Source organism: Bacteroides sp. (assembly GCA_036351255.1).
Taxonomy (GTDB): Bacteria; Bacteroidota; Bacteroidia; order Bacteroidales; family UBA7960; genus UBA7960.
Map to the genome: position 1 here is coordinate 1 of JAZBOS010000046.1, position 24,776 is coordinate 24,776.

The 24,776-nt window shown below is 47.8% G+C and carries 21 protein-coding genes and 2 tRNA genes; 13 read left to right on the forward strand and 10 right to left on the reverse strand.

Translation table 11 applies throughout. From position 1 onward, the window contains the following. Together V2I46_03920 and nrfH are read right to left on the reverse strand one after the other, a co-directional pair. Positions 1-992 (reverse strand): ammonia-forming cytochrome c nitrite reductase subunit c552 (locus V2I46_03920; protein ID MEE4176637.1); only part of this gene is annotated, 992 nt, incomplete at its 3' end. A gap of 68 nt (positions 993-1,060) precedes the next feature. Beyond that, the gene (gene nrfH, locus V2I46_03925; protein MEE4176638.1) at positions 1,061-1,690 is read right to left on the reverse strand and encodes a cytochrome c nitrite reductase small subunit; all 630 of its coding nucleotides are present in this window, start codon (positions 1,688-1,690) and stop codon (positions 1,061-1,063) included. Between the two features lie 310 nt (positions 1,691-2,000). Here nrfH and V2I46_03930 point away from each other — a divergent pair, with 310 nt between their 5' ends. Further along, positions 2,001-4,175 carry a tetratricopeptide repeat-containing sensor histidine kinase gene (locus tag V2I46_03930; protein MEE4176639.1) on the forward strand — a complete coding sequence of 725 codons (2,175 nt, stop codon included), beginning with the start codon at positions 2,001-2,003 and terminating at the stop codon, positions 4,173-4,175. Between the two features lie 14 nt (positions 4,176-4,189). Here the strand turns inward: V2I46_03930 and V2I46_03935 are convergent, their stop codons facing one another. Further along, positions 4,190-4,984 carry an ABC transporter permease gene (locus tag V2I46_03935; protein ID MEE4176640.1) on the reverse strand — a complete coding sequence of 265 codons (795 nt, stop codon included), beginning with the start codon at positions 4,982-4,984 and terminating at the stop codon, positions 4,190-4,192. Between the two features lie 8 nt (positions 4,985-4,992). After that, positions 4,993-5,613, reverse strand: a complete 621-nt coding sequence (locus V2I46_03940) for an ATP-binding cassette domain-containing protein (GenBank protein MEE4176641.1) — start codon at positions 5,611-5,613, stop codon at positions 4,993-4,995. A gap of 88 nt (positions 5,614-5,701) precedes the next feature. On the opposite strand from V2I46_03940, the gene V2I46_03945 reads away from it, so the two are divergent. The 5 genes from V2I46_03945 (at position 5,702) to V2I46_03965 (ending at position 9,972) form a co-directional block, all read left to right on the forward strand. After that, positions 5,702-5,783, forward strand: a tRNA-Leu gene (locus V2I46_03945). 104 nt (positions 5,784-5,887) lie between these two features. Then, positions 5,888-7,270, forward strand: a complete 1,383-nt coding sequence (gene tig, locus V2I46_03950) for a trigger factor (protein ID MEE4176642.1) — start codon at positions 5,888-5,890, stop codon at positions 7,268-7,270. A 27-nt stretch (positions 7,271-7,297) separates the two neighbouring features. Next, entirely contained in the window at positions 7,298-7,975 is a 678-nt protein-coding gene (gene clpP, locus V2I46_03955) for an ATP-dependent Clp endopeptidase proteolytic subunit ClpP (GenBank protein ID MEE4176643.1), read from the forward strand. Between the two features lie 32 nt (positions 7,976-8,007). After that, positions 8,008-9,246: an ATP-dependent Clp protease ATP-binding subunit ClpX gene (gene clpX, locus V2I46_03960; GenBank protein MEE4176644.1), complete on the forward strand. Its 1,239-nt coding sequence runs from the start codon at positions 8,008-8,010 to the stop codon at positions 9,244-9,246. A 141-nt stretch (positions 9,247-9,387) separates the two neighbouring features. After that, positions 9,388-9,972 (forward strand): DUF4294 domain-containing protein, encoded by a 585-nt coding sequence (locus V2I46_03965; GenBank protein ID MEE4176645.1) that lies wholly within the window; start codon positions 9,388-9,390, stop codon positions 9,970-9,972. A 6-nt stretch (positions 9,973-9,978) separates the two neighbouring features. Here the strand turns inward: V2I46_03965 and V2I46_03970 are convergent, their stop codons facing one another. Both V2I46_03970 and V2I46_03975 read right to left on the reverse strand, forming a co-directional pair. Continuing rightward, on the reverse strand, positions 9,979-11,403 hold the full coding sequence (locus V2I46_03970) for a sugar transferase (protein MEE4176646.1): 1,425 nt from the start codon (positions 11,401-11,403) through the stop codon (positions 9,979-9,981). Between the two features lie 200 nt (positions 11,404-11,603). Further along, positions 11,604-12,602, reverse strand: coding sequence for a Gfo/Idh/MocA family oxidoreductase (locus V2I46_03975; protein ID MEE4176647.1), 999 nt, complete (start codon positions 12,600-12,602; stop codon positions 11,604-11,606). A gap of 221 nt (positions 12,603-12,823) precedes the next feature. On the opposite strand from V2I46_03975, the gene V2I46_03980 reads away from it, so the two are divergent. Next, positions 12,824-13,465: a protein-L-isoaspartate(D-aspartate) O-methyltransferase gene (locus V2I46_03980; GenBank protein MEE4176648.1), complete on the forward strand. Its 642-nt coding sequence runs from the start codon at positions 12,824-12,826 to the stop codon at positions 13,463-13,465. A gap of 82 nt (positions 13,466-13,547) precedes the next feature. Then, on the forward strand, positions 13,548-14,096 hold the full coding sequence (locus V2I46_03985) for a SiaB family protein kinase (GenBank protein ID MEE4176649.1): 549 nt from the start codon (positions 13,548-13,550) through the stop codon (positions 14,094-14,096). On the opposite strand, the gene V2I46_03990 is transcribed toward V2I46_03985, so the two are convergent. Then, entirely contained in the window at positions 14,093-15,319 is a 1,227-nt protein-coding gene (locus tag V2I46_03990; protein MEE4176650.1) for an ABC transporter permease, read from the reverse strand. The two genes, V2I46_03985 and V2I46_03990, sit on opposite strands and share 4 nt — an antisense overlap. 171 nt (positions 15,320-15,490) lie before the next feature. Here V2I46_03990 and V2I46_03995 point away from each other — a divergent pair, with 171 nt between their 5' ends. After that, the gene (locus V2I46_03995) at positions 15,491-16,042 is read left to right on the forward strand and encodes a DUF255 domain-containing protein (GenBank protein MEE4176651.1); all 552 of its coding nucleotides are present in this window, start codon (positions 15,491-15,493) and stop codon (positions 16,040-16,042) included. 7 nt (positions 16,043-16,049) lie between these two features. On the opposite strand, the gene V2I46_04000 is transcribed toward V2I46_03995, so the two are convergent. From V2I46_04000 to V2I46_04010, 3 genes are read right to left on the reverse strand one after another with little or no spacing between them, the layout of a single operon-like run. Continuing rightward, on the reverse strand, positions 16,050-17,663 hold the full coding sequence (locus tag V2I46_04000) for an asparagine synthase C-terminal domain-containing protein (protein MEE4176652.1): 1,614 nt from the start codon (positions 17,661-17,663) through the stop codon (positions 16,050-16,052). Between the two features lie 9 nt (positions 17,664-17,672). Next, the gene (locus V2I46_04005) at positions 17,673-18,860 is read right to left on the reverse strand and encodes a glycosyltransferase (protein ID MEE4176653.1); all 1,188 of its coding nucleotides are present in this window, start codon (positions 18,858-18,860) and stop codon (positions 17,673-17,675) included. Positions 18,861-18,863: 3 nt separating this feature from the next. Beyond that, positions 18,864-20,159 carry an oligosaccharide flippase family protein gene (locus V2I46_04010; GenBank protein MEE4176654.1) on the reverse strand — a complete coding sequence of 432 codons (1,296 nt, stop codon included), beginning with the start codon at positions 20,157-20,159 and terminating at the stop codon, positions 18,864-18,866. A gap of 131 nt (positions 20,160-20,290) precedes the next feature. Between V2I46_04010 and V2I46_04015 the strand changes: the two genes are divergently transcribed. The 4 genes from V2I46_04015 (at position 20,291) to V2I46_04030 (ending at position 24,699) form a co-directional block, all read left to right on the forward strand. Further along, entirely contained in the window at positions 20,291-21,256 is a 966-nt protein-coding gene (locus tag V2I46_04015) for a class I SAM-dependent methyltransferase (GenBank protein MEE4176655.1), read from the forward strand. 145 nt (positions 21,257-21,401) lie between these two features. After that, positions 21,402-21,478 (forward strand) — tRNA-His (locus tag V2I46_04020). 632 nt (positions 21,479-22,110) lie between these two features. Then, on the forward strand, positions 22,111-22,590 hold the full coding sequence (locus V2I46_04025; GenBank protein MEE4176656.1) for a T9SS type A sorting domain-containing protein: 480 nt from the start codon (positions 22,111-22,113) through the stop codon (positions 22,588-22,590). Positions 22,591-22,635: 45 nt separating this feature from the next. After that, on the forward strand, positions 22,636-24,699 hold the full coding sequence (locus tag V2I46_04030; GenBank protein ID MEE4176657.1) for a hypothetical protein: 2,064 nt from the start codon (positions 22,636-22,638) through the stop codon (positions 24,697-24,699). Positions 24,700-24,776: the final 77 nt, after the last annotated feature.

Consider the following 24,776-nt stretch of genomic DNA (forward strand, 5'->3'; position numbering starts at 1 on the left):
AGAAGTTCGGCTTCGCTTTCACGGTGACAAACAACGCAAGACCCTGAGATGTTGTTCAGGGGGCTCTGAATGTGGTGGTCGGTGAATTTGATGCCGCCCTCGCGCTTATAGGGCATGTGACAGTCGGCACAGGCAACGCCGCGCTGGGCGTGGATGCCGGTCATAAACAATTCATAGTCGGGGTGCTGGGCTTTCAGCATTGGGGTTTTGCTCAGGGCGTGGGTCCAGTCAACATGCCCAACATTATCCAGATAGCTCTCCATTTCTTCAGCAGCAAAACCTTCGTCCCAGGGGAAAGTCAGGTAATTTCCTTCTTTCTTGAAGTAATATTCAACATGGCATTGGGCACATACCAGCGAACGCATTTCCTGGCGGGTAGCCTGGTTGATGTCAACGCCCTGGCGCTCGAAGGCTTCAATGAGGGCAGGCCTGGAGATGCGCAGATTCATGGTAGCCGGGTCATGGCAGTCGAGGCACCCAATGTGATTTTGAATATGTGGTCCCATTTCCTCCCAAGTCGAGGCATAAAATTCTGCTACGCCGATTTCATTCATCATCCTGGGTACATCCGGGCTTTTGCATGTCCAGCAGGTGGCAGGCTGGGGTATACCAGTACGCAGAATATTTCGGATATCGGTAACGGCATAATAATGCCCGCGTCCCTGGTTATATTCCCTTGAAAAGGCATAACCGGCCCACATGACTACGAGTTCAGGATAACGCTCAAGGTAATCAATCATTGCCGAGCCCCCGTTCTTGCTGGAAAAAGTCGTGTCGGCGGTCATTACATAGGATTGGTATTGCCGTGGAAAATTTTCGCCCCAGACCGCATTATCGGTTTCCCATTCATCGATGGGGTTGACCATCTGGAAGTAAAGCTGGGCTTCACTGCGCCTTTCCACAATGCTGGCGGCCAATAACCCGATGATAAAAACAATCACTACAGTGGCGAGAAACAGAACCCAGTTGAGCCATGGTTTCCTCTTTGTCAAATCTCTGATGCTCATGGTATTTTGGTTTTTGGTTGGTGCTTGTTTTAATTGGAGGAATATGAATAAGATTATTGTCCCTGCTTATTGTCCAGATCAATGGTGTTGGAGGACCTGTCGCTGCTGCCCAATAGCCATTCAAGCCACGAAGGGACTACGGTAGGAAGACGTTCAACGAGGGCGTGGGGAGCAGCCGAAAGGCTTTTAACCGTTCCGTGGGGTATTTCCCGGTGACAATCCCAGCACAGTTTGCCATCGCCTTCTTCAGCGGTTTTGCCAGTCACTTCCACCAGCTGGGTCATATCCACCATTTCGAGGTGACAACGGATACAGTTTTCCTGCACCACATTGATCCCCGCATGTTTTATCTGGATCACCTGGGGTTCCCAGCGAAAGGTAAACCAGGTGCTGTGGCGTAATCCATCGCTGCCCTTAAAGTAATATTTCCTGATAAAGTTGTCGTGCGGGACGTGACAGTCGACGCAGAGGGCCGCGTTGCCGTGGCTGCTTTTGGTCCAGGACGCATATTGTGGGTACATCACGTGGCAGTTGATGCAGGTTTCCGGCTCGTCTGACAGGTAGGACGTGGCCTTGGAGATATGAACCACCAGTAATAAAACCCCGGTAAAGATCCCTCCCAGGATAAGAACCGTCAGGCGCCAGTTCTCGGGAGGCATCAGGAACTGAAACAATTTTCTCATTTTGGAAACGTTTTGGGTTTATACCGGATATAAGAAAATTTGTACCTAAATATACATATTTCCAAAAATATAAACGAATTGAAGATAATTTGTTGTGTAATTAATGTTTAGATTAAATAAAAATTGTAAGCGATTTAATTGATTATTAGGTTAATACGCTCATTGTGGAGAAAGAAAAACGAAAGATATATGTTTTGAGATGAATGTTGTTTTGTAGAAATATTGCCTTTAGTGGGCAAAGAGAACCGTTTTTATCCAATAAACCTTTATTTTTGTTGAAAGGAAAAGTCATGGTGTTTTTTGTAAAAAGATGGACAGAATGAGGGTGATTCGTTTATTCATTTTCTTCACACTCATTTGGGCAGGGGGGGTGATGGCTATTGACAACCCATCGCCGCTTGCCTCCGGGAAACTGGATAGCCTAAAGCGAATCGCCAGCGATCCCGACAGGGAAGAAGCGGACAGGGTTAATGCCCTTTTGCAGCTTTCTTGGGAGCTGAAGTCCATTGAGCCCCAGCAAGCCCTTGAATATGGGAAAAATGCCATTGAAATTGCCGAAGAAGCAGGCAATCAGGTTCAGGTTGCAGAAGCTCTGCGACATGTTGGAGTCGTATACTGGCAGTTGGGAAGCTTTAATATGGCCATGGATTTTCTTCAGGAATCGAATATAATCTTTCAAAATGAAGGGAACCCCGTTGGGATTGCCAGGACTTTTTCCAATATTGGCCTTGTTTTCTGGGAACAGGGGCATTCGGAAAAAGCCCTTGAGAATTATTTTCAGGCACTTCGTATCCTGGAAGATATGGACGATAAGACTGTGCTTGCTCCGGTACTAAACAACATTGGGTTGGTTTACCAGGGCCAGAAGGATTATGACCTGGCAGAGGATTTCCATCTCAGGTCGCTGGCGATCAAACGTGAAATGAATGATGAGAAGGGCATTGCCTTTTCTCTGAATAATCTTGGCGTGGTAAAACAGGAAACCGGGGACCTTGAATCGGCATTGAATTATTTCTCAGAAGCCCTGGCCATCAGGGAGAAGCTTATGGATAAGCGCGAAATTGCAAACACCACCAGCAATATTGGATATTTGTATTATTTAATGGGGCGGTTGGATTTTGCCCTGGCCAACCTGGAGCGGGCAGAGGACCTGTTTCTGGCCGTGGATGACCAGGTCGGGATGGCCCAGACCTATCATTACCTGGGCTTGGTGTACCAAAAAATGGGTCAGACCAGAATTGCCATTTCCTATCTTGAATTGAGCCTTGATATTGCCGAATTGATAGGCCACTCGCGCATCATGTCGGATAATTTCCACAGCCTTTCTGACCTCATGGCACTTAGAGGGGATTACCGGAAAGCCTTTGATTACCAGGAAAGTTACCTGAAACTGCGGGATAGCTTGTTTACCAGTGAAAGCCAGAGACGAATCGGGGAGATGCAGATGCTCTATGATCGCGAAAGAAAGGAAAGCGAGATTGAGTTGCTTCGCAAAACCAACCAAATCAATACCCTGAACCTGCAAAAACAAAGGATCCTGAAGAATTTCCTGCTTGCTGGGGTGGTATTAATCCTCGTTACCCTTTTCCTGTTGTATAACAGGTATTTGTATACCACACGTGCTAACCGCTTGTTAGAAAAACAAAAGGAAGAGATCACACAGAATAACCAGAAGCTGGTGGTGCTGAACAAGAGCCTGGTAGAGCAAAAACAGAAGGTGGATGAACTGAACCAGAGGCTGAATCAGACCAATCAAAGGCTTGTGGAATCAGAGAAACACCTGATAGAAACCAATGCCACAAAGGATAAGTTTTTTTCCATCATCTCCCATGATTTACGGAATCCATTTGCAAGCATTGTTAGTTTTTCCCGCATCCTGAAACGGGACATCCAGAACCTGGGCCAGGAAGAATTGAAGGAGCTTGCCAGAGAACTGGACAAATCGGTTTTGAAGATCAATAACCTGCTTGAGAACCTGTTACAGTGGTCGCGCACCCAGACAGGGAAATTGAAGTATTCGCCCGAATACCTTTTGGTAAATGACCTGATCAGGGATAATCTGAATCTGTTTTCTGGTAACGCCCGCGAAAAGGGTATATACCTGGTCGACTCGGTAGACCCTGAACTGGTGGTTTTCGCCGACCAGAATATGACCAATACGGTAATTCGTAACCTGTTTTCCAATGCGCTTAAATATTCAGATGCCGGTGGAAAAATTGAGGTCACTGCCGAGGTGAAGAATAAAATGGCCCATCTTACGGTCAGGGACGAGGGTGTTGGGATGACCCCGGAGCAAATGAACCAGTTGTGGAGTGTCAATACCATCCACACGACTTATGGCACCCGCGATGAAAAGGGGAGTGGCCTGGGTTTACTGCTTTGCAAGGAATTTATTGAGAAGCAGGGCGGGAGCATCCATGTGGAGAGCGAAAAAGACAAAGGCTCGCAGTTTACCTTTTCATTGCCGTTGGAACCAAAGAAATAGGGCAGGGCTTTTTTTCAACTTTTTCTGACCAGGTTTTCTTCCTTCAGATTGTCCATTTCATCAAACAACATTCTTCTGCTAAGCAAAATGGTGAGCACCACGGTCATCATTGTAGCGATAAAAATTCCCAATAACAAGAGGATTTGGTAGCGGATAGCCTGGTTTGGGCTGCTGCCTCCCAGTATCTGTCCTGTCATAGTTCCGGGCAGGGCGATCAGGCCAATGACTGCCATATTGGCTATAAGGGGATTGAAAGCGTTCCTGAGGGCATTTCGGATAAAAGGCAGGAGTGCTTCATGGCGGGTGGCCCCGTTGGCGATAAAATAGCGATAAGTCGACATTTCCCTGAAGATCTGTGCGCGAAAGCTGTTCAGGGCGATGATGTTCCGTTCCATGCAATTGCCGATGATCATTCCGGTGATTGGGATAAAATAGCGGGCTTCAAAGAAATTTTCAGGCCTGATGACCAGACCAAGGAAAAAGGCGTCAATGATAATCATGCTGAAAAGGATGGCCAGGGCAACGGGCAGGAAAAATAAGCGGCCTTGCAATTCGCTTCGCCTGGTTGTAGCGGTACTGGCCACGACGATCATAAGCAGCACCCAGGCAATGTTGACCCAGGGGTTGTTGAGCCTGAAGAGAAACTCCAGGTAAAGCCCTACCAGGAACAACTGAATGGTCATTCTGACAACAGCAACGAGGGTTTCCTTCACCAGGCCAGTCCGGAACAGGTAAAGGAGTGAAAAAGGAATGATCAGCAGGATATATCCGAGTCCCAGGCTGGGCCAGGAAATTTCGTAAATATTCATGGCAGGGATTATTTTTCAAGGTCAATGACTTTTTCAGAAACTTCTATCCAGTAATCGTCGTGCGAGGCTGCTACCACTGTTGTGTCGGGCAAGGCAAGGATAAAGTCGGTGACTTTTTTGCGGGTTTCCTTATCGAGGGCAGAAGTAGGCTCATCGAGAATCAGGATGGGTTTTTCCTGTAGCAGGCCGGCAGCCAGCGAAAGGCGTTGTTTTTCGCCTCCCGAGATTTTTTTCAGTGATTGATCGAGAATCGCTGGCTTCAGATTCATGGCTGCCAGCACCTTTTCAATGGCTTCCTTTGAGGGAAGTTTTTCCTTATTGGCTTTGAAACCAAAAGGGAACAGAACCAGATCGCGGGCAGTCTTCAAGTCAAAGGCGAGTTCCTGCGGAACCCAGGCCACTTTTTTGCGAATGGCACGGATGTTTTCACTGCTCAACTTCAGGCCGTCTATGATGATGCTGCCATGGGTCAGGTGGGTAAATCCAAGCAGGGCACCCAGGATGCTTGTTTTTCCTGAGCCGGAAGGTCCCTTGAAGGTGACCTTTTCACCCTTTGCAATCTTCAGGCTGAGTGAACTCACCAGGACGTTTTTGCCGAAGGCCAGGGTCAGGTCGCTGATAGTTATCATTTTGCAGCCATTATAGGCTTCAAAGATAGGGGTTATTTTGCCCTGATCATATGAAAAAAATGTCGTATATTTGCACTCCGTAAAAAAGGCGGATGTGGCGTAATTGGTAGCCGCGCCAGACTTAGGATCTGGTGCCGAAAGGCGTGGGGGTTCGAGTCCCTTCATCCGCACAGAAACCGGATTATTAAGCAGAACCCCGTTTTTGACGTTTTTGCTTTTGTCTGACGGGGTTTGGTTTTTTAATCAAATTATTCACTTAATTTTTGAACGCTTAATGAATATTGTTCAGGAAAGTACAGGACAGCTGGAAGCTGTACTTAAAGTAGAACTCAAGGAAGACGATTATCGCGAAAAGGTCGACAAGGAATTGAAAAACCTTCAGCGGAAAGCCCAGGTCCCAGGATTTCGTCCCGGTAAAGTACCGATGGGGATGATCAGGAAAATGTACGGCAAAAACGTTTTGGCCGATGAGGTCAACAAAATGCTGGTGGATGAGGTGTACAAATACATCAAGGACAATGATCTGAATGTTCTGGGTAATCCCTTGCCAGATCATGAAGCCGCCGAAAAGATTGACTGGGATAACCAGACCGAATTTACTTTCGCCTATGAAATAGGCCTGGCTCCTAAAGTGGACCTGGAACTTACTGAAAATATTGAGGTGGATTATCACCGCGTTAAAGTATCCGATGATACGTTAGATTCATATATTCTGGATATCAGGAAGCAGTTTGGCAAACATGTAAGCCCGGAAGTAGCCGAAGCTGGAGATGTGCTTTTTGGGGAATTCGCCGAATTGGATTCACCCGGGCAGTTGAAGGAAAACGGTCATACGCACAAAGCCAATCTGATGATTGATTTTGTCAAGGATGAAGAAGTGAAAAAAGAGCTGATCGGAATGAAGATCGGTGATACCGTTGAATTTGACCTGGTGAAAGCCGTTGAAAACGAAACCGAAGCTGCCGGGATCATAGGGGTGAAAAAAGATGAGCTCTCCAATTATAATCCGATGTTTCGATTTACCGTTGAGACCATTTCCCGGATTGAACCCGCCGAACTGAACGAAGAGCTATTCAAAAAGGCCATGCCTGGCGAAGATGTTGAAACAGAGGAAGCTTTCCGGCAAAAACTGTCAGATCAACTGAGCGGACAATACCAGGTGGATTCCGACAAGCATTTCCGCAACGAGGTCATGAAGAAACTCCTTGAGGAGACCAAGCTGGATCTTCCCGAGACCTTCCTGAAGAAGTGGCTGAAAGATGCGAATAAGGGAGAGTTTACAGCCGAGCAGGTTGATGAGGAATTCCCTGCCCTCGCTGATACTTTCCGCTGGCAACTTATTGAGAGCCACCTGATCACTTCCAATCATGTTGAAGTGACCCGGGAGGAGGTGACCGACTACCTTGGCTCTTTTATGAGAGCCCAGATGAGGCAGTATGGACAGGAAAATGTTGAGCAGGAACTGATCGATGGTTTTGTGAAAAACATCATGCAGAACCAGGAAGAGATCAAGAAGGTTTACGATGACCTTTTCGATAAGAAATTGCTTGCCTTGTATAAAGAAAAATTAAAGTTGAATGAAGTAGAGATCAGCTTTGATGATTTTGTTAAATTAGTGACTGAAAAATACCAGGCCGATAAAGCTTCGGCAAAATGAAATTCAGAATCATAAACACTTTCCCTTATGAGCAAAAAGGATGAATTTTCAAGATATGCTACCCGGCATTTGGGTATAAGCAGCCAGACCCTGCATAGTTATGCCTCGGTGTATGGCAATTACATCAGCCCCACCATTATTGAGGAGAGGCAGCTGAATGTTGCCACCATGGATGTTTTCAGCCGTTTGATGATGGACAGGATCATTTTTCTTGGGGTTCCCATCAATGATTACGTGGCTAATATTATCCAGGCCCAGTTGTTGTTTCTTGAGTCGGTTGATCCCAAAAAAGATATTCAGATTTACCTCAATACCCCGGGTGGATCGGTCTATGCCGGCCTTGGCATCTACGATACCATGCAGTATATTGCTCCGGATGTGGCTACCATTTGCACGGGTATTGCCGCTTCGATGGGGGCTGTGCTGTTGTGTGCCGGAACACCCGGGAAACGCACTGCACTGAAGCACAGCAGGGTGCTGATCCACCAGCCCATGGGGGGCGCTGAAGGACAAGCCTCTGATATTGAGATCACCGCAAGGGAGATTATCAAACTGAAAAAAGAATTGTACGAGATCATTTCGCTGCATTCGAAGCAGGAATACGAAAAAGTTTATGCTGATTCTGACCGTGATTACTGGATGACCGCCGAGGAAGCCAAGGAATACGGAATGATTGACGAAGTGCTGCTTACCAACAAAAAATAAGAGATACCGGCGGACTACCGCCAAATAGTATTATGGCAAAGGAAACCCGAAAATGTTCATTTTGTGGACGTGATGCCTCGGAAGCTGAAATTCTGATTTCCGGCATCGGGGCACATATCTGTGAACGTTGTGTGGAACAGGCAGGCCTGATTGTGGCTGAAGAGAAAAGCCTGAAAGGCAAGGCCAACATCCCTTCATTCAAGCTTCTGAAGCCTGCTGAGATCAAAAAATACCTCGACCAGTATGTGATCGGGCAAGATGATGCCAAGAAGGTGTTGTCGGTGGCGGTCTACAATCATTATAAGCGCATCAACCAACCTGAACCCAGGAAAGAAGATGATGATGTTGAGATTGAAAAATCGAACATCATCCTGGTAGGTGAAACAGGAACAGGCAAGACCCTATTGGCACGTACCATTGCAAGGCAGCTGCAGGTTCCTTTTTGTATTGCCGATGCGACGGTGCTGACCGAGGCCGGGTATGTAGGAGAAGATGTGGAAAGCATTTTGGCCCGCCTGCTGCAGGTAGCTGATTATGATGTTGCGGCGGCCGAAAGAGGCATCGTTTTCATTGACGAGGTGGACAAAATTGCCCGCAAAAGCGACAACCCTTCCATCACCAGGGATGTTTCGGGCGAAGGGGTGCAACAGGCCCTTTTGAAGATCCTGGAAGGTTCCGTGGTGAATGTCCCTCCGCAGGGTGGGCGAAAGCATCCCGAACAGAAAATGATCCAGGTCAACACCCAGAATATCCTGTTCATTTGCGGGGGCGCCTTTGATGGGATCGAGAAAAAAATTGCCTCGCGTATTCAGGCCAATGCCATTGGATATGGGGTGAACAAAACCGAACTCATTGACCGCGAAAATTTGTTACAGTACATTGCACCCCAGGACCTGAAGAGTTTTGGGCTGATTCCTGAACTGGTGGGACGCTTGCCAGTGCTTACCTACCTCAATCCATTGGATAGCGGTGTGCTCAGGGCCATTCTTACTGAACCAAAAAATTCGCTCATTAAGCAGTACGTCAGGTTGTTTGAAATGGACAACATTCACCTTAAGGTGGATGATGAAGTGCTTGACTTTATTGTGGACAAGGCTGTGGAATTTAAGCTGGGCGCCAGGGGGCTGCGGTCCATTTGTGAGGTGATTATGATGGAAGCCATGTTTGAGATTCCTTCCTCGCAAAAACCCCAGAAAGAATTCATAATCACCCTGGAATACGCCATGGCGCGTCTGGAGAAATCGAAGATGAACCGCCTTAAAGTGGCTTAAAAACCAGTAGTTTAAGTTTTGAATTAAATAAAATTTTCCTTAACTTTTAGCGTTTGTTCCCTGAACAGGCGCTTTTTTTTTGGCATATTTATTGCCGTGACTTTTGGTACAGGAATGAAGCGATTTTTAACATACCTCCTAATGCAGATTCTGCTGCTGACCAGCTTGAGTGCAGTCAGGGGTCAGGACATTCTTATGCGTGAGGGTTTTCAGGGCCAGGTGGTGAAGGCTCGCATTGTGGACGGGGACACCATTCCGGTGATTGATCTGGCCCCCGTTGCATTCTTTGCTCCCCGGATCTTTAAAAACCGCGCCGAAGAGAACCGTTACCGTAGGCTGGTTTACAATATCAAACGCGTCTATCCCTATGCCAAACTGGCAGGAATCAAATATGAGGAATACAATGAGCTTTTGATGACCCTCCCCAATGAAATTCAGCGAAAAAGGGCCATGCGTCAGGCCGAGATGGAACTCAGGGCTGAATTTGAAGATGATTTGAAAAAGCTTACATTCAGCCAGGGCTTAATCCTGATCAAACTCGTGGATCGAGAAACAAGTAATACTTCTTATGATGTGGTCAGAGAATTCCGGGGGATGGTATCCGCTGTCTTCTGGCAGGGCCTTGGCCGGTTGTTTGGCTTTAATCTGAGGACAAAATACGATCCGGAAGGGGAAGACCGCATGATTGAAGAAATTGTCGAGATGATAGAGGCAGGGGTGCTTTAAAGCGATTTATTTTCCCCTGCCCTGGAGAATAATCAAGACAGTATATATCAGGATCTTAAAATCAACTGCGAGCGACATGTTTTCGAGGTACAGGAGATCATACCGCAGGCGCTCGATCATCTGGTCCACATTTTCAGCATACCCATACTTCACCTGTCCCCAGCTTGTAATGCCGGGTTTTACCTTCTGCAGCAGCCGGTAATGGGGCGCTTTTTTCACAATTTGATCGATATAGAACTGTCTTTCAGGCCGGGGGCCTACCAGTGACATATTCCCAATGAGCACATTGAAGAACTGGGGGATCTCATCCAGCCGGACTTTCCGCATAAAGCGTCCGAAGGGGGTGATCCTGGGGTCATCTTTGCATGAAAGCTGAGGGCCGTCCTTTTCAGCATCTACAAACATGGAGCGGAACTTATGCATCATAAAAGGTTTTCCATGCAATCCAATGCGTTCGTGGGCATAAAATACCGGGCCGCGCGAGGTTAATTTAACAATCAGGGCAGTGATGAGGAAAACCGGAGAAAGAACGACCAGTCCTATAAGGGCAACAACAATATCCATGAACCGTTTGAAGGATTGCTGCCACACAGGCATCAAGCCGGGCTGAATCTGGATGAGTGGTGTGCCAAAGATGGAGGTCATCTTTACGGCTCCAAGGAGGATATCATGCAGTTCAGGAATGACCTTTACCACCACATCAGACTGATATAATTCGGTCAGGATTTGGCTGATATTTTTATGCTCACGGGGTTCAATGGCCAGGATGGCTTCTTCTATCTGATGCTGCTCGATGATCTCCCTGAGGTCCTTAAACCAGCCCAGGCGTGGTAAATGCTCTTCGATCAGGTAATGGTCGTAAACATTTACGTTGACATAACCGATGAACTTATTTCCGGAAGATTTTTTTTGCGATTCCAGTTCTTTGAATACCTCCAGGGCTTTTTTCTGGCTACCAATGATGATGGTTTTGAATCCAAGGATTCTGTTGTGTATTTTGTTGATGAGCAGGGTGGTGAGCACCAGCCGTAAAGTGGCCGTGAAAAAGAAATGAAAAATAAGGAGGAAGAGGAAGGACCTGTAGTATTCACTGCTGGTGCTAACTTCCTGGTCGAGCAGTACCACAAAAAAGATCACCAGGACTCCAATCACTGAGGTGAACAGGGTCTGGCCAAATTGCCCCAGCCGGGAGGTGCGGAAAATGGATTTGTACGCACCACTGACATAATATAACAATAACCAGAATAAGGGAATTGCTACCAGCCCAAAGATCAGGTTCTCATCAATAAACAGTTGTTCCTTCAGGCTGCCCAGGCCAAAGCTATGATTGGCTTTCCTGAAACTGATGAAAAAAAACCAGGCCAGGGAGGCAGCAAGGAAATCAAAAATGAGGTACCGGAAAAGATAGATTTTTTGTAGTCGTTTATCCATGCTGTTGTTTTGGTGTCGCAAAAAAAATTCTAGTTCATGGGCTCATTATGATTGGTGATTGTAAATGAATGAAAGAACGGGGAGGCAATAATAAAATGATAACGCTTGTGCGTTGGACATATTGTTTATACACAAATAAAGAAAATGTTAAGGCAGGAAATTTCCTTCAAGAAAGAGCCAAATACCCTCTAAGTCAGTATTTAACCCAGCACCTGGGTGTTGATTTCAATTTTCTCCATAATGAGGTAGGCCAGTTCAAGTGACCGGTAGCCGTCCTCGATAGTCACCACGGGCAAGGTGTTTTCTACTATGGAAGCATGAAAGGTTTCCAGTTCGGTTTTTATGGCATTAATGGGAAGGATTTTTGGCTTTTCAACAAAGATTTGTTTTTTACCCTTCCCGGGGCCCAGGTCAATAACCATGGCAAAGGGGTCATCGGTTTTCTCAAAGGATTGCATCCTGATGATCTCGGTTTCCTTGGTTAGAAAATCTACTGAGATATATCCCTCTTTCTGGAAGAAGCGCGATTTGCGCATATTTTTCATTGAAATACGGCTGGCTGTGAGGTTGGCGACGCAACCATTGTTAAATTCTACCCTCGCATTGGCAATATCCGGGGTATCGGAAACCACGGCGACCCCGCTGGCGGAGACCTTCTTGATAGGAGATTTGATCACGTGAAGCACGATGTCAATATCATGGATCATCAGATCGAGAATCACAGGCACATCTGTCCCACGCGGGTTAAAGGGGGCCAGGCGATGCGTCTCAATAAACATTGGATTTTCCAGATAAGGATAGGCTGCAATGAAGGCGGGGTTGAAACGTTCCACATGGCCCACCTGCACCTTCACATTGGCTTCCCTGGCCAGTTCAATAAGTTCCCGGGCTTCAGTGAGGGTTGTGGTAAGGGGTTTCTCAATAAACACATGGCGCGACCGCCGGAGTGCCCGGGATGCACTTTCAAAATGGTTCACGGTAGGGGTCACAATATCCACCATCTGACAGGCATCGATCAGGGCATCGGCTGAAGGGAAACGTTTTATGCCAAATTTTTCTTCCACCTCGGAGCATATCTCCGGGTTGGGGTCATAAAATCCCAGCAAATCAAAACGTTCCGATTCCTGAATGCACTTAATGTGAATCTTGCCCAGATGTCCTGCACCTAATACCCCAATTTTATTTACCTGTGTCGTCATTTGAAGAATGTATTGTTTTAGTAATGCAAAAGTAAAATATTAAAAGCTTTGTCATAATGGTTTTTTCCTTTTCCATCTCCGAACCCAGGAAATCAATGGTTTTTCTTTTTTTGGGCCGTATACTTAATAACGCTGGAAGTCCATATTTCATGCTCATTATTATCGGGGAATTGCTTATTTTAGCAAGTAATTGACAATGTTAATCTGGATTTGGGTTACCCATGATAGATACCTACCGGCATAAGGGATTGCGGAGAAAACTGGCCGAAGAAGTTCGGGGAAAAGGCATTAAGGATGAACGGGTGATAGCGGCCATTGAGAAGATCCCCCGGCACTTTTTCCTCGATTCCTCATTTGTTGAGTTTGCCTACCAGGATAAGCCCTTTCCCATAGGGGCGGGGCAAACCATTAGCCAACCCTATACTGTTGCATACCAAACTGAATTGCTTGATGTCAAGAAAGGGGATAAGGTTCTGGAGATCGGCACAGGCAGTGGTTACCAGGCTTGCGTGCTGTTGGAGCTGGGAGCCAAGGTGTTTAGCATTGAACGTCACCATAGCCTATACCTGAAAACCAAGGCCTTGTTGGCAAAGATGGGCTATAATGCCAGGCTCTTTTATGGCGATGGTTATAAGGGTTTACCTGCCTATGCCCCATTTGATAAGATCCTTATTACGGCGGCAGCCCCCCAGATCCCGCCCGATCTGCTTCAACAATTGAAAACCGGGGGAGTCATGGTAGTGCCTGTGGGGTCAGGCGGGACGCAAACCATGTTTCGCATTACCAAACTGGATGAGAACCAATACGAGCAGGAGGATTTCGGCCTCTTCCGCTTTGTGCCTATGCTGGGGAACAAAGAATAGATTTCTTTATTTGTTTGTTTTTATAAACTTAATCCATACTTTTACAGGACGAACAGGTAGTTTGTGTAAATTTGGTTTTCTAATGAGGCATCTGGAAACGTTCCGTGAAGTATTTTCCCAGGGAGCTGCAGGGCAGTTGCTGCTTGCATTTAATGGCGCTTTCACCCAGGAAAATATCGTCAACCTGGCCAGTGCGGTGCGCAATGAAGTAGAGAACCTTAGCGATCCCGTGACCGGGAAAAGAGCTTTTAGTATTTTTGTGGAAATGGCTCAGAATGTCCTGCATTACAGCCAGACAAAGGGTTCTACAGGGAAAGGCGCGGGTCGTTTTTTGTTATTTCAGAATCCTGAAGGCTTCCATCTGCTTACAGTTAATCTGATTGACCCTTCGCAAATGGACTACCTGAAGCGACGCATTGCAGAAATCAATCGTATGGGGACCTCCGAATTGAGGTCTATCTACCTTACCCGCCGCAGGCAAAAGGATACCAACGGAACCGGGGGTGCAGGCCTGGGGCTGATGGATATCTCCCGGCGATCAGGAAGCCCGCTTGGTATTGGCTTCCTGCCTGAAGGCCAGGGGAGGCTTTCCTTCTATCTTCGTGCTACGCTTAACAAAAAGTCTAACTAGAACCGGGGTGTTTTGTCAAGGGCTTCCCGCAGGCCGTTTCCGGTAAGCATAAAAGCAAGGACCATCAGCATGATCAGCAGACCCGGCATAAAGGCCAGATAGCCCTTGTCGAGTATGATATATCCGTAATGTTCCCGGATCATGGTGCCCCAGGAAGGCATAGGTGGTTGTACCCCTATGCCCAGGAAACTCAACCCAGCTTCGATCAGGATGGCTGAAGCAAAGTTAGCGGCTGAAATGACGATCACGGGTCCCATGATGTTTGGGAGAATATGATGTACGATAATGCGGGTACTCCCCAAACCCAGCGCCCTGCATGCTTCCACAAACTCTTTCTCACGCAGGCTGAGTACTTGTCCCCTGGCTACTCTTGCCACGTCCACCCACATGGTGAGCCCCACAGCCAGAAAGACCTGCCAGAATCCTTTCCCGATGGCGAAGGTGATGGCAATGACAAGCAGCAGGGTAGGGATGGACCAGATCACATTTATCAGCCACATCACCAGGTCATCCAGTTTCCCCCTGAAATAACCTGCCAGGCTACCCAGGGTAATGCCAATGACCAGGGAAATAAAAACCGCAATAAATCCCACGGAGAGGGAAACGCGCGTGCCAATGATGAGCTGGCTCAGCAGGTCCCGACCAAAGCGGTCTGTTCCCAAAATGAACCTGCGGTTTTTAATGTGTTCCGCTTCCACTTGCTGCTGCATTTCCAGGATGGGAAGGGTCAGATGCTCCCCCGAAAAGGAAATGAATGAAAGGGAATCATTGACAGGCTCGCCCTGATGTTGGTCGTGTTGAATGGGGAAAAGCACATCCGGCAGCCATATCCTGTCCTCCAGCCCAGGATAGTCGGGCTGCCCTGCATAGGTTTCGTAATAAAGCCAGGGGCCTTCAAACCAGTATCGTTGAATGGGAATGGTGTTCACTTCAGATACCTTACCCCTAATCATTTTATGGAAAAAATGGCTTTTTTTCGGCACTTCATTTTTTCTAACCAGCAAAAGGGTGGCTTTGTGTCCTGGTTTATGGGTGGCAAGTTCTAACTGCTGATGGTTTGCAAAGGGGGTAGCGTCGGGGGTGATGAGATAACCCAGGACAGCAAGGATAGCTGAAAGGCTTATGAATACAAGGCTTCCCAGCGATACTGGGTTCCTGAGAAACCGCCGCCAGGCCATCCTGCTTAGGGAACCTTGTATGTCATCTCTCTTTTTTCGGAACACCTGGAGCAATTTTGCTGTCAAATTTATAAAACAAAATGAATTTTTTTCTGTTTAGATAATAATAGAAATACCGCAAGCCGGAAAAGACAAAAAGCAATTTTTCTGCGGTTTTACAAAAATTGGCATAATTTTAGTGAAGTAATTCACCGACTCAAAAAAACTTTTTTCATTATGAATATCCGACTTTTTTCAACCATCCTTTTTGCCGTGGCTTTTAGCCTGCTGGTGCAATTCCCTGTAAAAGCCCAGGAGGCAAAGATAAACTGGCTCACGATTGAAGAAGCCCAGGAACTGCATAAAAAAGACCCCAAAAAGATCTTTGTTGACATTTATACCGATTGGTGCGGTTGGTGTAAGCGTATGGATGCTGAGACATTTACCCATCCCGTCATTGTTGATTATATCAATACCCATTTCTACGCCGTGAAGCTCAATGCCGAGCAAACCGAGCCCATTGTTTTCAAGGGTGTGAAGTATGAAAATGAAAGGGCCAGCCAGCGCCGCGGCGCCCATAATTTTGCCATTGCCATCCTGCAGGGCCGTATGAGCTATCCATCGGTGGCGTTCTTCGATGAGAACCTGAGCCTGATCTATGCCCTGCCTGGCTTTCGGAATGCAGTCCGAATGGAACCCATCCTGGTTTTCTTCAATGAAGACGTTTACAAAACCAATCCCAACCTGGATGAGTTTACAGCAAATTTCCAGGGACGGGCTTCCGAATAAGGCCAGGCTAATTCCTGCAATCCGTTTTTTTGCGCACCTGCTGTAAATACCACCTGCAAATGCGGGCATTATAGCTGAAAATCGTTTTGAGGGGCGGATGCCCCTCTTTTTTTAGCTGCTGCTCCATCTCTGAAGTAAACTTGTCGTAGCACATCCAGTCGGCTGCCTTTAGCTTACGTGCCAGCACCATGCCGGGAACCAGGGGTTTCAGGATTTTCCTGATGCGTTTCTCCAAGCTGTTCTTGCCGACCTCTTTCATTTCATTTTCTTCGAAAAAGATGCCCAGGGGCTTGAAAAACTCATCCTCCAGAAGTTGGTAGTACAACTGTTGGTTGAGCCTCAAATCAAAGGGGACCTGCCTGAACAGGTTTCTCAGATCCTTATGCCATAAGGGCAGGCGAAAAGCATAACCAAAATAAGGGAATACCTGTGCCGATTGAAAGATGAACTTTGAGCCACGCTCTTTTACATACCAGTCCTCGGCGTAAACACTGTAAAAAGGGTCGGTAGCACCATCCGGCGGATGATAGCCTTCAAACCATTGTTCCAGCCTCCTGGTGATCTGGTCTTTGGCAGCGTTCCCTAAGGGGATAAACAGGAAATATTTTTTTGCAATATGTGGGGCCAGGTTTTTAAGGTCTCGTTTTGTCCTGGCAGCCTTCTTGACATGGCCTCCCGCAAGAAAATCACCCCCATGACCCGGAAGAAATACACTGTCGTCCGGGATCAGTTTGTTATCTTTCAGGTATTTTACAGCAAAATATTCCTGGAGGTAGGGCATGGTGTAATTGTTTCCGGCATAGCGGTTATAGTCCTGGAAAACCGGATCATGCAAATAACCCTTTATATCTGTTTTGCGGTAATCAACAAAGATCCACTGGTATCCAAGTTTTTCAGCTACTTGCTGGCTTAATTCCGACTCCTGGTTTGGCCTGCCATAAGTGAAGCAGATGACTTTCTCGTAGCCTGCGTTCTTCAGAAGCGAGACAATCAGCCTGGAGTCGTAACCCCCGCTCAGGGGCACCACCACCGTTCGATCCTTCAGGGAAGTGATCAGGCGCTTGGTCACGTTTTTGAGTTTATACACCAGCTTGACCTTCAACTCGGTCAGGCTCTCTCCCCAAAAGGCTTTGGGCAGGAAATAGTTGTAAATATCGGACGCTGTTGTTCCATCGGGTTTAAGCAACAGGATTTCAGCTGCTTGCGATTTATAGATCCCCTTCAGTAAGGTTTCGCGCCCCATGACAAAACCTGCGCCCATAAATTCATCAAAGGCATCGGTATTACAGTGCTTGTCCTGCTTCATGTTAAGCAGTTGATCAGAACTGTCCGACACCAGCCACTTCCCGTTTTCCCAGGTGTAAAAAACCGGGAAAATGCTCATAGCACCCGTGCAGATCAGGATTCCTTCGCTGGTTTGTTTGATGATCGTAAAAGGCCCATCAATGCTTTCCACCTCCTGTCTTATGGCTTTGCGGTCCTTCAGGGGGGCCAATACCTCCAGTGCGCCTCCTTCGTGGTAATGCCGGCCATCGCGGTCGAAGAAAAAACCCTTAAAATAAAGGTCTTCCGCCTGGTGCCAGTAATAGTTGTAGTTGTAAACCAGGAAAAGTTGGTTCATATCGTTTCTTTATTTTTTGATATTGTCAAAAAGTTTAATGTATTGCTGTGCCACCGCGCTTTTGCTATAGCGAGTGATGGCTTCCTGCCTGATATGAGCAGGCTGATATCGTTCATACTGATTCATCATTTCAAGCAAAGCTCCAGCCAGTTGATCGGATTTTCCTGATTCCACCAGCAATCCGATGTTTTCGTTTACGATGCTTTCCGGGCCTCCTGAACGGGTGGCGATCAGGGGTAGTCCTGTGGCCATCGCCTCAATAAAAACCACCCCAAAGGCCTCAAAATGGCTGGCAAGTAAAAAAGCATGGGCTTGCTGCATTTGGTCAAGCACCTGGCTGCGGTTCAGCTTCCCGGCGTAAACGACCTTCCCCCTGAGTCTCTTTTCTTCTAACAGTCGCTCCAGCCTCGGGCGCTCCGGACCGTCGCCACCAATGACCAGCTGGCAATCTCCTTCAAATTCCTGGCTTGCGCTGGCAAAGGCCTCGACCAGGGTGTCCATCCCCTTCAAGGGAATAAGGTTGGCAAGCGAAAAAAACCGGAAAGGCTTCAGGGGCTTTTTCCCTTTTGCAGGATGAAAGAAATCCGTATCGACCATATTGGGAATGCAATGCAGCCTACCCTCGACTTCAGGGGCAACCTCCCGGATAAAGGGTTGGAGTGATTTGCTTACCGTTACCACGGCAGCGGCACCCTCAAAAGCTATTTTTAGATAGGGAAAGAACCAGGGCTCAAATTGCTGCCTGGCTTCCGGGGTGTTGTAAACAAACCGGCTCCGGTGCTCAGTGATCACATAGGGGATGCCGTATTTCTCCTTGATAAAGGCTGCCACCAGTCCTGCCCAGATGCTGCTGTGGGCAAGGATCAGATCGGGCGGCCCCTGTCTTTCCTGGTATTTCCTGAAAAAGCGCAGCATCAAACTGATCCAGCCGTGAAAATTAGGCCTATTGGAAAAGGGAATGATCCAATACTTCTTCAGGTATTCAGTGATCCCGTCAAGGGTGTGGATCTCAATTTTACGGACATTCTGAAGTTCTTTCAGCCTGAGGGTCCGCAGGCTGGTATGCAATCCGGCCATTACGTCAACCTCCAATCCTTCATTGGCCAGTGCAAGGGCGTGCTCGCGAAAGAAGTACCCTCCCTTGGGTGGATACCACGAAGGGATGACCAGTATTTTGCCAGCTTGCTTTCCCTTCATCGCTTATTCCTTTTGTTTACTATTCAGTTCAGGGACAATGGCTTGCCTTCTGGCCAGGCTGAGGTACCAAAGCAGGTTGTAGGTAACCACCCCAAAGCTTACGGCCGAGAACAGTCCCAGCGACAGCCAGAGGTCCTGTCTCCAGATGCCGGCTGCCAGGGCAAAAAAACGTAAAACCAGGTAAATAAGGTCGATGACCATGGCTTTTTTTTGCCGGAAGAACAATTCCGGGATGAATGACAGGGGGCTGGTAAGGAACACCATAAACAGCCAGGGGCTGAAGATCTGCAGGAAAGTTCCTGCCATCATATATTCTTCAGTGAACACCAGCCTGAACAGGGCAGGGGCAAAGATGGCCAGCAGGGCAAAAGGCCCGATGCCCAGCCAGAAAAAACGCATCACCAGTTTTTTCAGCGAAGGGTACACGTATTTCCCCTCGTTGTGGTCGGCAATAATCTTCTGCGAAAGCACCTGCAGCGTGCTCTGCGAAAACATGCTCAGCGGCCTGAAAATAAAGGTATAGCCAAAGGCATACAGCCCTGCAATTTCAGCCGAAAATCCCTTGGTAAACATAAAGATGGGCAGGGCCCCCGAGAGGTTGTTCGTAAAGTTGAGCAAGAGGTTGAAGCGAGGATAGCCCGAATAAACCATGGCTTGCTCACGGATACGCTCCATTGAAAGGGCGGCATCCAGTTTGAATAACTTTTTGCCCACGCGAGCCAGCATATAGGCCGTGCTGCCTGCCTGGGCCATGATCTGTGCAGCGAGCAGCCCGTTGAAGGGCGCCCTGAGCAAGCCCGTCAATACCCTCACCCCGTTCAGCACAGAATAATGAGTCAGGGTGCTGCCGGCAATAATACCAAACTGCTTGTTGCGGTTGGCATAATAGGTGGCGCCCTGGAACAATCCGTGCATCAACAGGCTCAGCGGCAGAAACCACAGCCAGGGCTTCAGGCCTGCATTGCCCGACAGGCGCGTGAAAAATCCACCAGCCACACCCGTCAGTAAAAGCACCAGCAGAGAAACGACCAGGGTGATCATCAGCACCAGCCAGAACAGCGACCTGGCCGCCTGATCGCTGCGTGGCAGCATGATGGCCTGCTCATATTTGGCTGTGCCAAGCACCGAGGCCACACTGAAAATGCCCAGGTAAAGGGCCATCAAACCAAAATCATCGGGGCTGAACAGACGGGCAAACAGGGGGGAGAGCGCAAGCGAAAGTCCCTGGGCCACCAGGGAACTGGAAAACAACTTCAGGAAGTTTTGTATGCCTTCCTGGCGGAGCAGCGCTTTTACCATCCGTTTTCGCTTCTTTTGCTGGCACAAAAAGGGGGCCAATATCTCTTGCAACAGCAAATTTCGCAAAAAAAACCAACCTTTTTAAGCTTTTATGGTTTACTTCGTATTAACTCATTGTTAATTCCAAACTCATGAGCAAGGTATACTGCAAATCGGACTTCAAAAAACTGGAAAAAGAATTTAAGATTCAGCGCCTCCAGCAGGAGGGTGATCTTCCGGAGGGCAAAGAAACCGCCGCAAAACCTATACCTTTGGAGCACACCAAGGACAACATAATGTATAAGATTCAAAAGGCGCTGACCGGACTCTGGCAGATCATCAAAAACCCCTGGCTGCTGAACCACGTCCTCGATGAGGAGGTGTACTGGCGAAAAAGGGTCGTTAAGCAGTACGGCTTTGAAAACGGGCTTCCCGTGATCGCTCTTGAGGATTTGTTCCCCGGCTTTGATGAGACCGTGACGCCCTATGCCTTTCTGGATGGCAGCTGTTTGCCCACCGACCTGGCTTTGCTGCGTGCCCTGGCTCGTAAATACAAGGTGGGAAGCTACCTCGAGATCGGCACATGGCGCGGCGAAAGCGTGGCCAACGTGGCCCCCCTGGTCAGTGAAGCCGTGACCATCAACCTGCCCGATAATGAAATGCGCGCCATGGGAATGACAGAGGAATATATTGGCTTGCATCGCCTGTTTTCGAAGAATCTGGCCAATGTCACTCACCTGCAGGCCAACTCCCTGGGCTTCGATTTCAGCTCGCTGAAGAAGGCTTTTGATATGATCTTTGTGGATGGCGACCACCATTACGAAGCCGTGAGATCCGACTCAGGCCAAATACTGAAAGCATTAAACCAGGACACGGGCATTGTGGTCTGGCACGATTACGCCCGCAACCCCGAACAGACCCGCTGGAGCGTGCTGGCAGGCATCATCGACGGACTGCCAAAGGAAATGCATCAGCATCTTTACCACGTCTCCAATACCATGTGTGCCGTTTACCTGCCCGGGCTCAGCCCGGAAATCCCCCGCAGATCATTGAATCCCAATGTGCATCCGGGAAAATATTTTGAGCTCAGGCTGAAAACCATAAAACTGAAGCCCTGACAACTTCTCACAGCCCCGTCCACTTGGCTTTGAAATAACTTATTGGCCCGTATTCATAAGGCTGGATGACCGGTGTAAACAAAATTATTTACACCCCTTATTTTACAAAAAGAAATATTCTTATATTTGCAGTCCCTTATAAACGGTGGATGTAGCTCAGCAGGTTAGAGCATCAGATTGTGGTTCTGAGGGTCGTGGGTTCGAGTCCCATCTTCCACCCCAAACAGCCGGTACAAACGTGCCGGCTGTTTTTTTATGTTTCCATTTTGTTGTGCCCCCCATTCCTTCAGGTGAATGCCTGGATTTCCTTTTCCCATCTTCAGTATTTTAGCTTTTGAGACTATTTCTGACTTTTTATAAAATTTTTCCAAAACAGGACCGGAGTGTTTTGATTTTATCAAAACAGAAAAATGCTTGCTCATGTATCATGCTATATAATTAAGTTGATTTATTGTGTAGCATGACTAAAATTCATCCCTCTGTAAAACTCACTATACGATATTCCTGATTTGCCACAATCAAAATACTAGGGTTTTTACGAATGGACCTTGCAGTTTTGATTAGTCGGTTATTGCGTTTTACGAGGGTAAAATATAAGGGAAGTTACTAATTGTACCCTCTATTGTTATATCATAACTTTTAAAAAGTAAATACCTGAAAGCTAATTTTTTAAAAAACCAACATTTACTGGTCCCTCCCCCAGTTTTTAATGGTCAGTTAAGATCTTGGCTTAAGGCAGGATAGCTTTTTAAGTGTTTGACTTCTCTTCCCCACAACTTAGGTAGGCAGATGAGTCCGGCGAATTTTCTACGCTGACGCACAACTAATACTTGTTAACATTAAAACCAGAAATAATGAAAGTACAAGTTCTTTTTCTTTGGGTGTTTTTTTCAAGTTGCATGTTATATGGCCAGGAAGTTTTTCTTCAGTCTTCCGTGGTGGCTCCGGCCGGAAACAGTGTTGAATCAAACACCCTGAACATCTCCAAATGGCGATTGGCTTTGGTCCACCAGGTCATTCTCAAGGAAGCACAGGTGGCCGAACCCCCCATTGAAAACCTCCCCGCTTTACCAGGCGCAGCCTGGAAAGTGCATGCTTTTCCAAACCCGTTCAACCGGGCACTTTCCCTTTATATCCAATCTGAACAGGAGAATGAATTCATCGTCCGGGTGACCGATATCTCCGGGAAACAATGGTTCCTCCGGGAATTAAACGTTGTCTTCAATGAATTAGCCAGTTTTGACTTGTCTTTTCTGCCTCCCGGGATTTATCTGGTTACCATCGCTTCAAATAATGACAAGCACCAAAAGGTAATCAAGGTTCAAAAAATTTGATTACCCCATTTCTTTCCATTGAAAAAAACTTAAAACCTCAGTACAATGAAAAATTTTACAAAGCAATTACTTTTGGTTCTTTTCTTCCTTTTTGGGATCCTTTCTGATTTGGCTGCGCAAACGCCTGAAGGGATTGTCTACCAGGCAGAAGCGCGCGATGAGCAAGGTGCACTGGTATCCAATGAAGCGCTTGATGTCAGGGTCACAATCCTGAGGGGTGATTCCCGGGGAGAAGTGGTTTGGGAAGAGACCCATCAAGTCATTACCAACGCTTACGGCCTGTTTACCATCGTTATGGGGACAGGCGAAAAAAATGCCGGTGATCGGTTTGATGCCCTGGGCTGGGGTCTGGATGTCCACTATTATCGGGTGCAGGTCAAAAGACCCCTGGAAGCCGAATGGACTGATATGGGAACCTCTCAATTCCTGGCAGTTCCCTATGCCCTCCACGCCAAAACGGCAGGACTTCTGATCAATGAAGCAGCTATTGATCCAAAGACAAACCTCCCCGGTATCCCTTCACAGACCTGGTCGCTGTTTGGCAACCGGGGCACCGACCCCAGCAAGGATGTCCTTGGAACTTCCGATTTGGCGGATATGGTGGTGGTAACCGATAACCTTGAACGGATGCGTATTTTCTCAGATGGCGATGTAAACATCGATGGAATTACCACGACAAATAAAATGGTGGTCACCGAGGAAGATGTGCCCAGGGCATTCCCCAGGTCCATAAGCATCCTGGATGTCAGGGGCTTGCTGATAGCTGACAGCATTGCCATTGCAGGGGGGCTCGACATCGGCGGGAACCTGAAGGTGCATGGCGATTCGGTGATCATCGACAAGAATATTTATGTTGGAGGGACGGGGGATTTTGGTGGTCAGCTGACCGTTAGCCTCACGAACCCCCTCTCCGGCGGTGACAGTGATTTCGGCGCTTATCCCCTTAGGGTGGAAGGCAGCAGCCAGGGCATTGCCGTGAAGGTGGATGCCGGGACCCCCGATGGAGGCAACAACTTCATTACTTTTTTCGACAACGGGTATAATGCAATAGGACGTATTGAAGGCCAGACCGCCGGTGAAGTGGCTTCTGAGCCAGAATACATTTTTGAGACCTCTATTTATACAGCCGAGGTGGTAGCCGCTGGCGTCAATATCGGGCTTTCGGCCCTGCCCAATGCATGCGCCGGTGTAGGCGTTGTGGCCTGCCCGCCCGAGCCTTCGGTGGTGGCTATATCAATCGCTGAAGAGGTGCTTGCGATTGCAAACCTGGCAGGGTATGAGGTATTTGCCTTTACCAACCTGGGGGTCACCTACGAATCGGGTTCCGCCGACTATGCCGAATGGCTGGAACGCCTCGACCCGTTTGAACGGATCATGCCGGGTGACATTGTCGGAGTAAAAGGCGGAAAGGTGACAAGGAATACCGAAGGCCTCAACCATTTCAGGGTGGTCTCTACCAACCCCGCTTTCCTTGGAAATATGCCCCCTGAGGGAAAAACGGAAGCTTTTTCCAGGATTGCCTTTCTGGGTCAGGTGCCCGTTAAGGTCAGAGGTGGCGCCCAAATCGGGGATTACATCATTCCCTCTGGTTTGAATGATGGTACGGGTCTGGCCATTTCGCCCGACGCCCTGAATGGCGATCAGGTTGATCAGGTGGTCGGGGTGGCCTGGTCAGCATTGCCCTCCGCTCCTGGCATTTCTTTGGTAAATATGGCTATTGGGCTGAACGCAAACGACCTGGCATCAGTGGTTAAAAGGCAGCAGCAACAAATCGAAACCCTTGAAGATTTGCTGACATCCTTCGAGGAAAGAATCAATGCTTTAGAAACAGGGAACCAAAGGATGCAACCCCAGCAGCCGGCACTTACTACCCTCGCCGAAGAACCAGGGATGGAAGAGCCTCCGTTCCCCATGGTCTTGGATGCCCAGGCCATTGAGGAATCTATCATGCTTTTGCAGGATTTTTACACCCAGAGAGGCTTGGATCCCTTAAACCATCCCGGCCTTAGAAAGCTATTTACCGATGAGACCTTCCGCCAGGAGATCATCCACAACATCATTTCGAATTACGAAGAGGATATGGAAATCCTTAACAAGTTCAGGCAATAAGGTTTGCGTAAATTTATTCGTATTCTTTTTTCAAAAGGAATGGGGCCCGGTTCTTTTGCCGGGTCTCTCTCTTATTA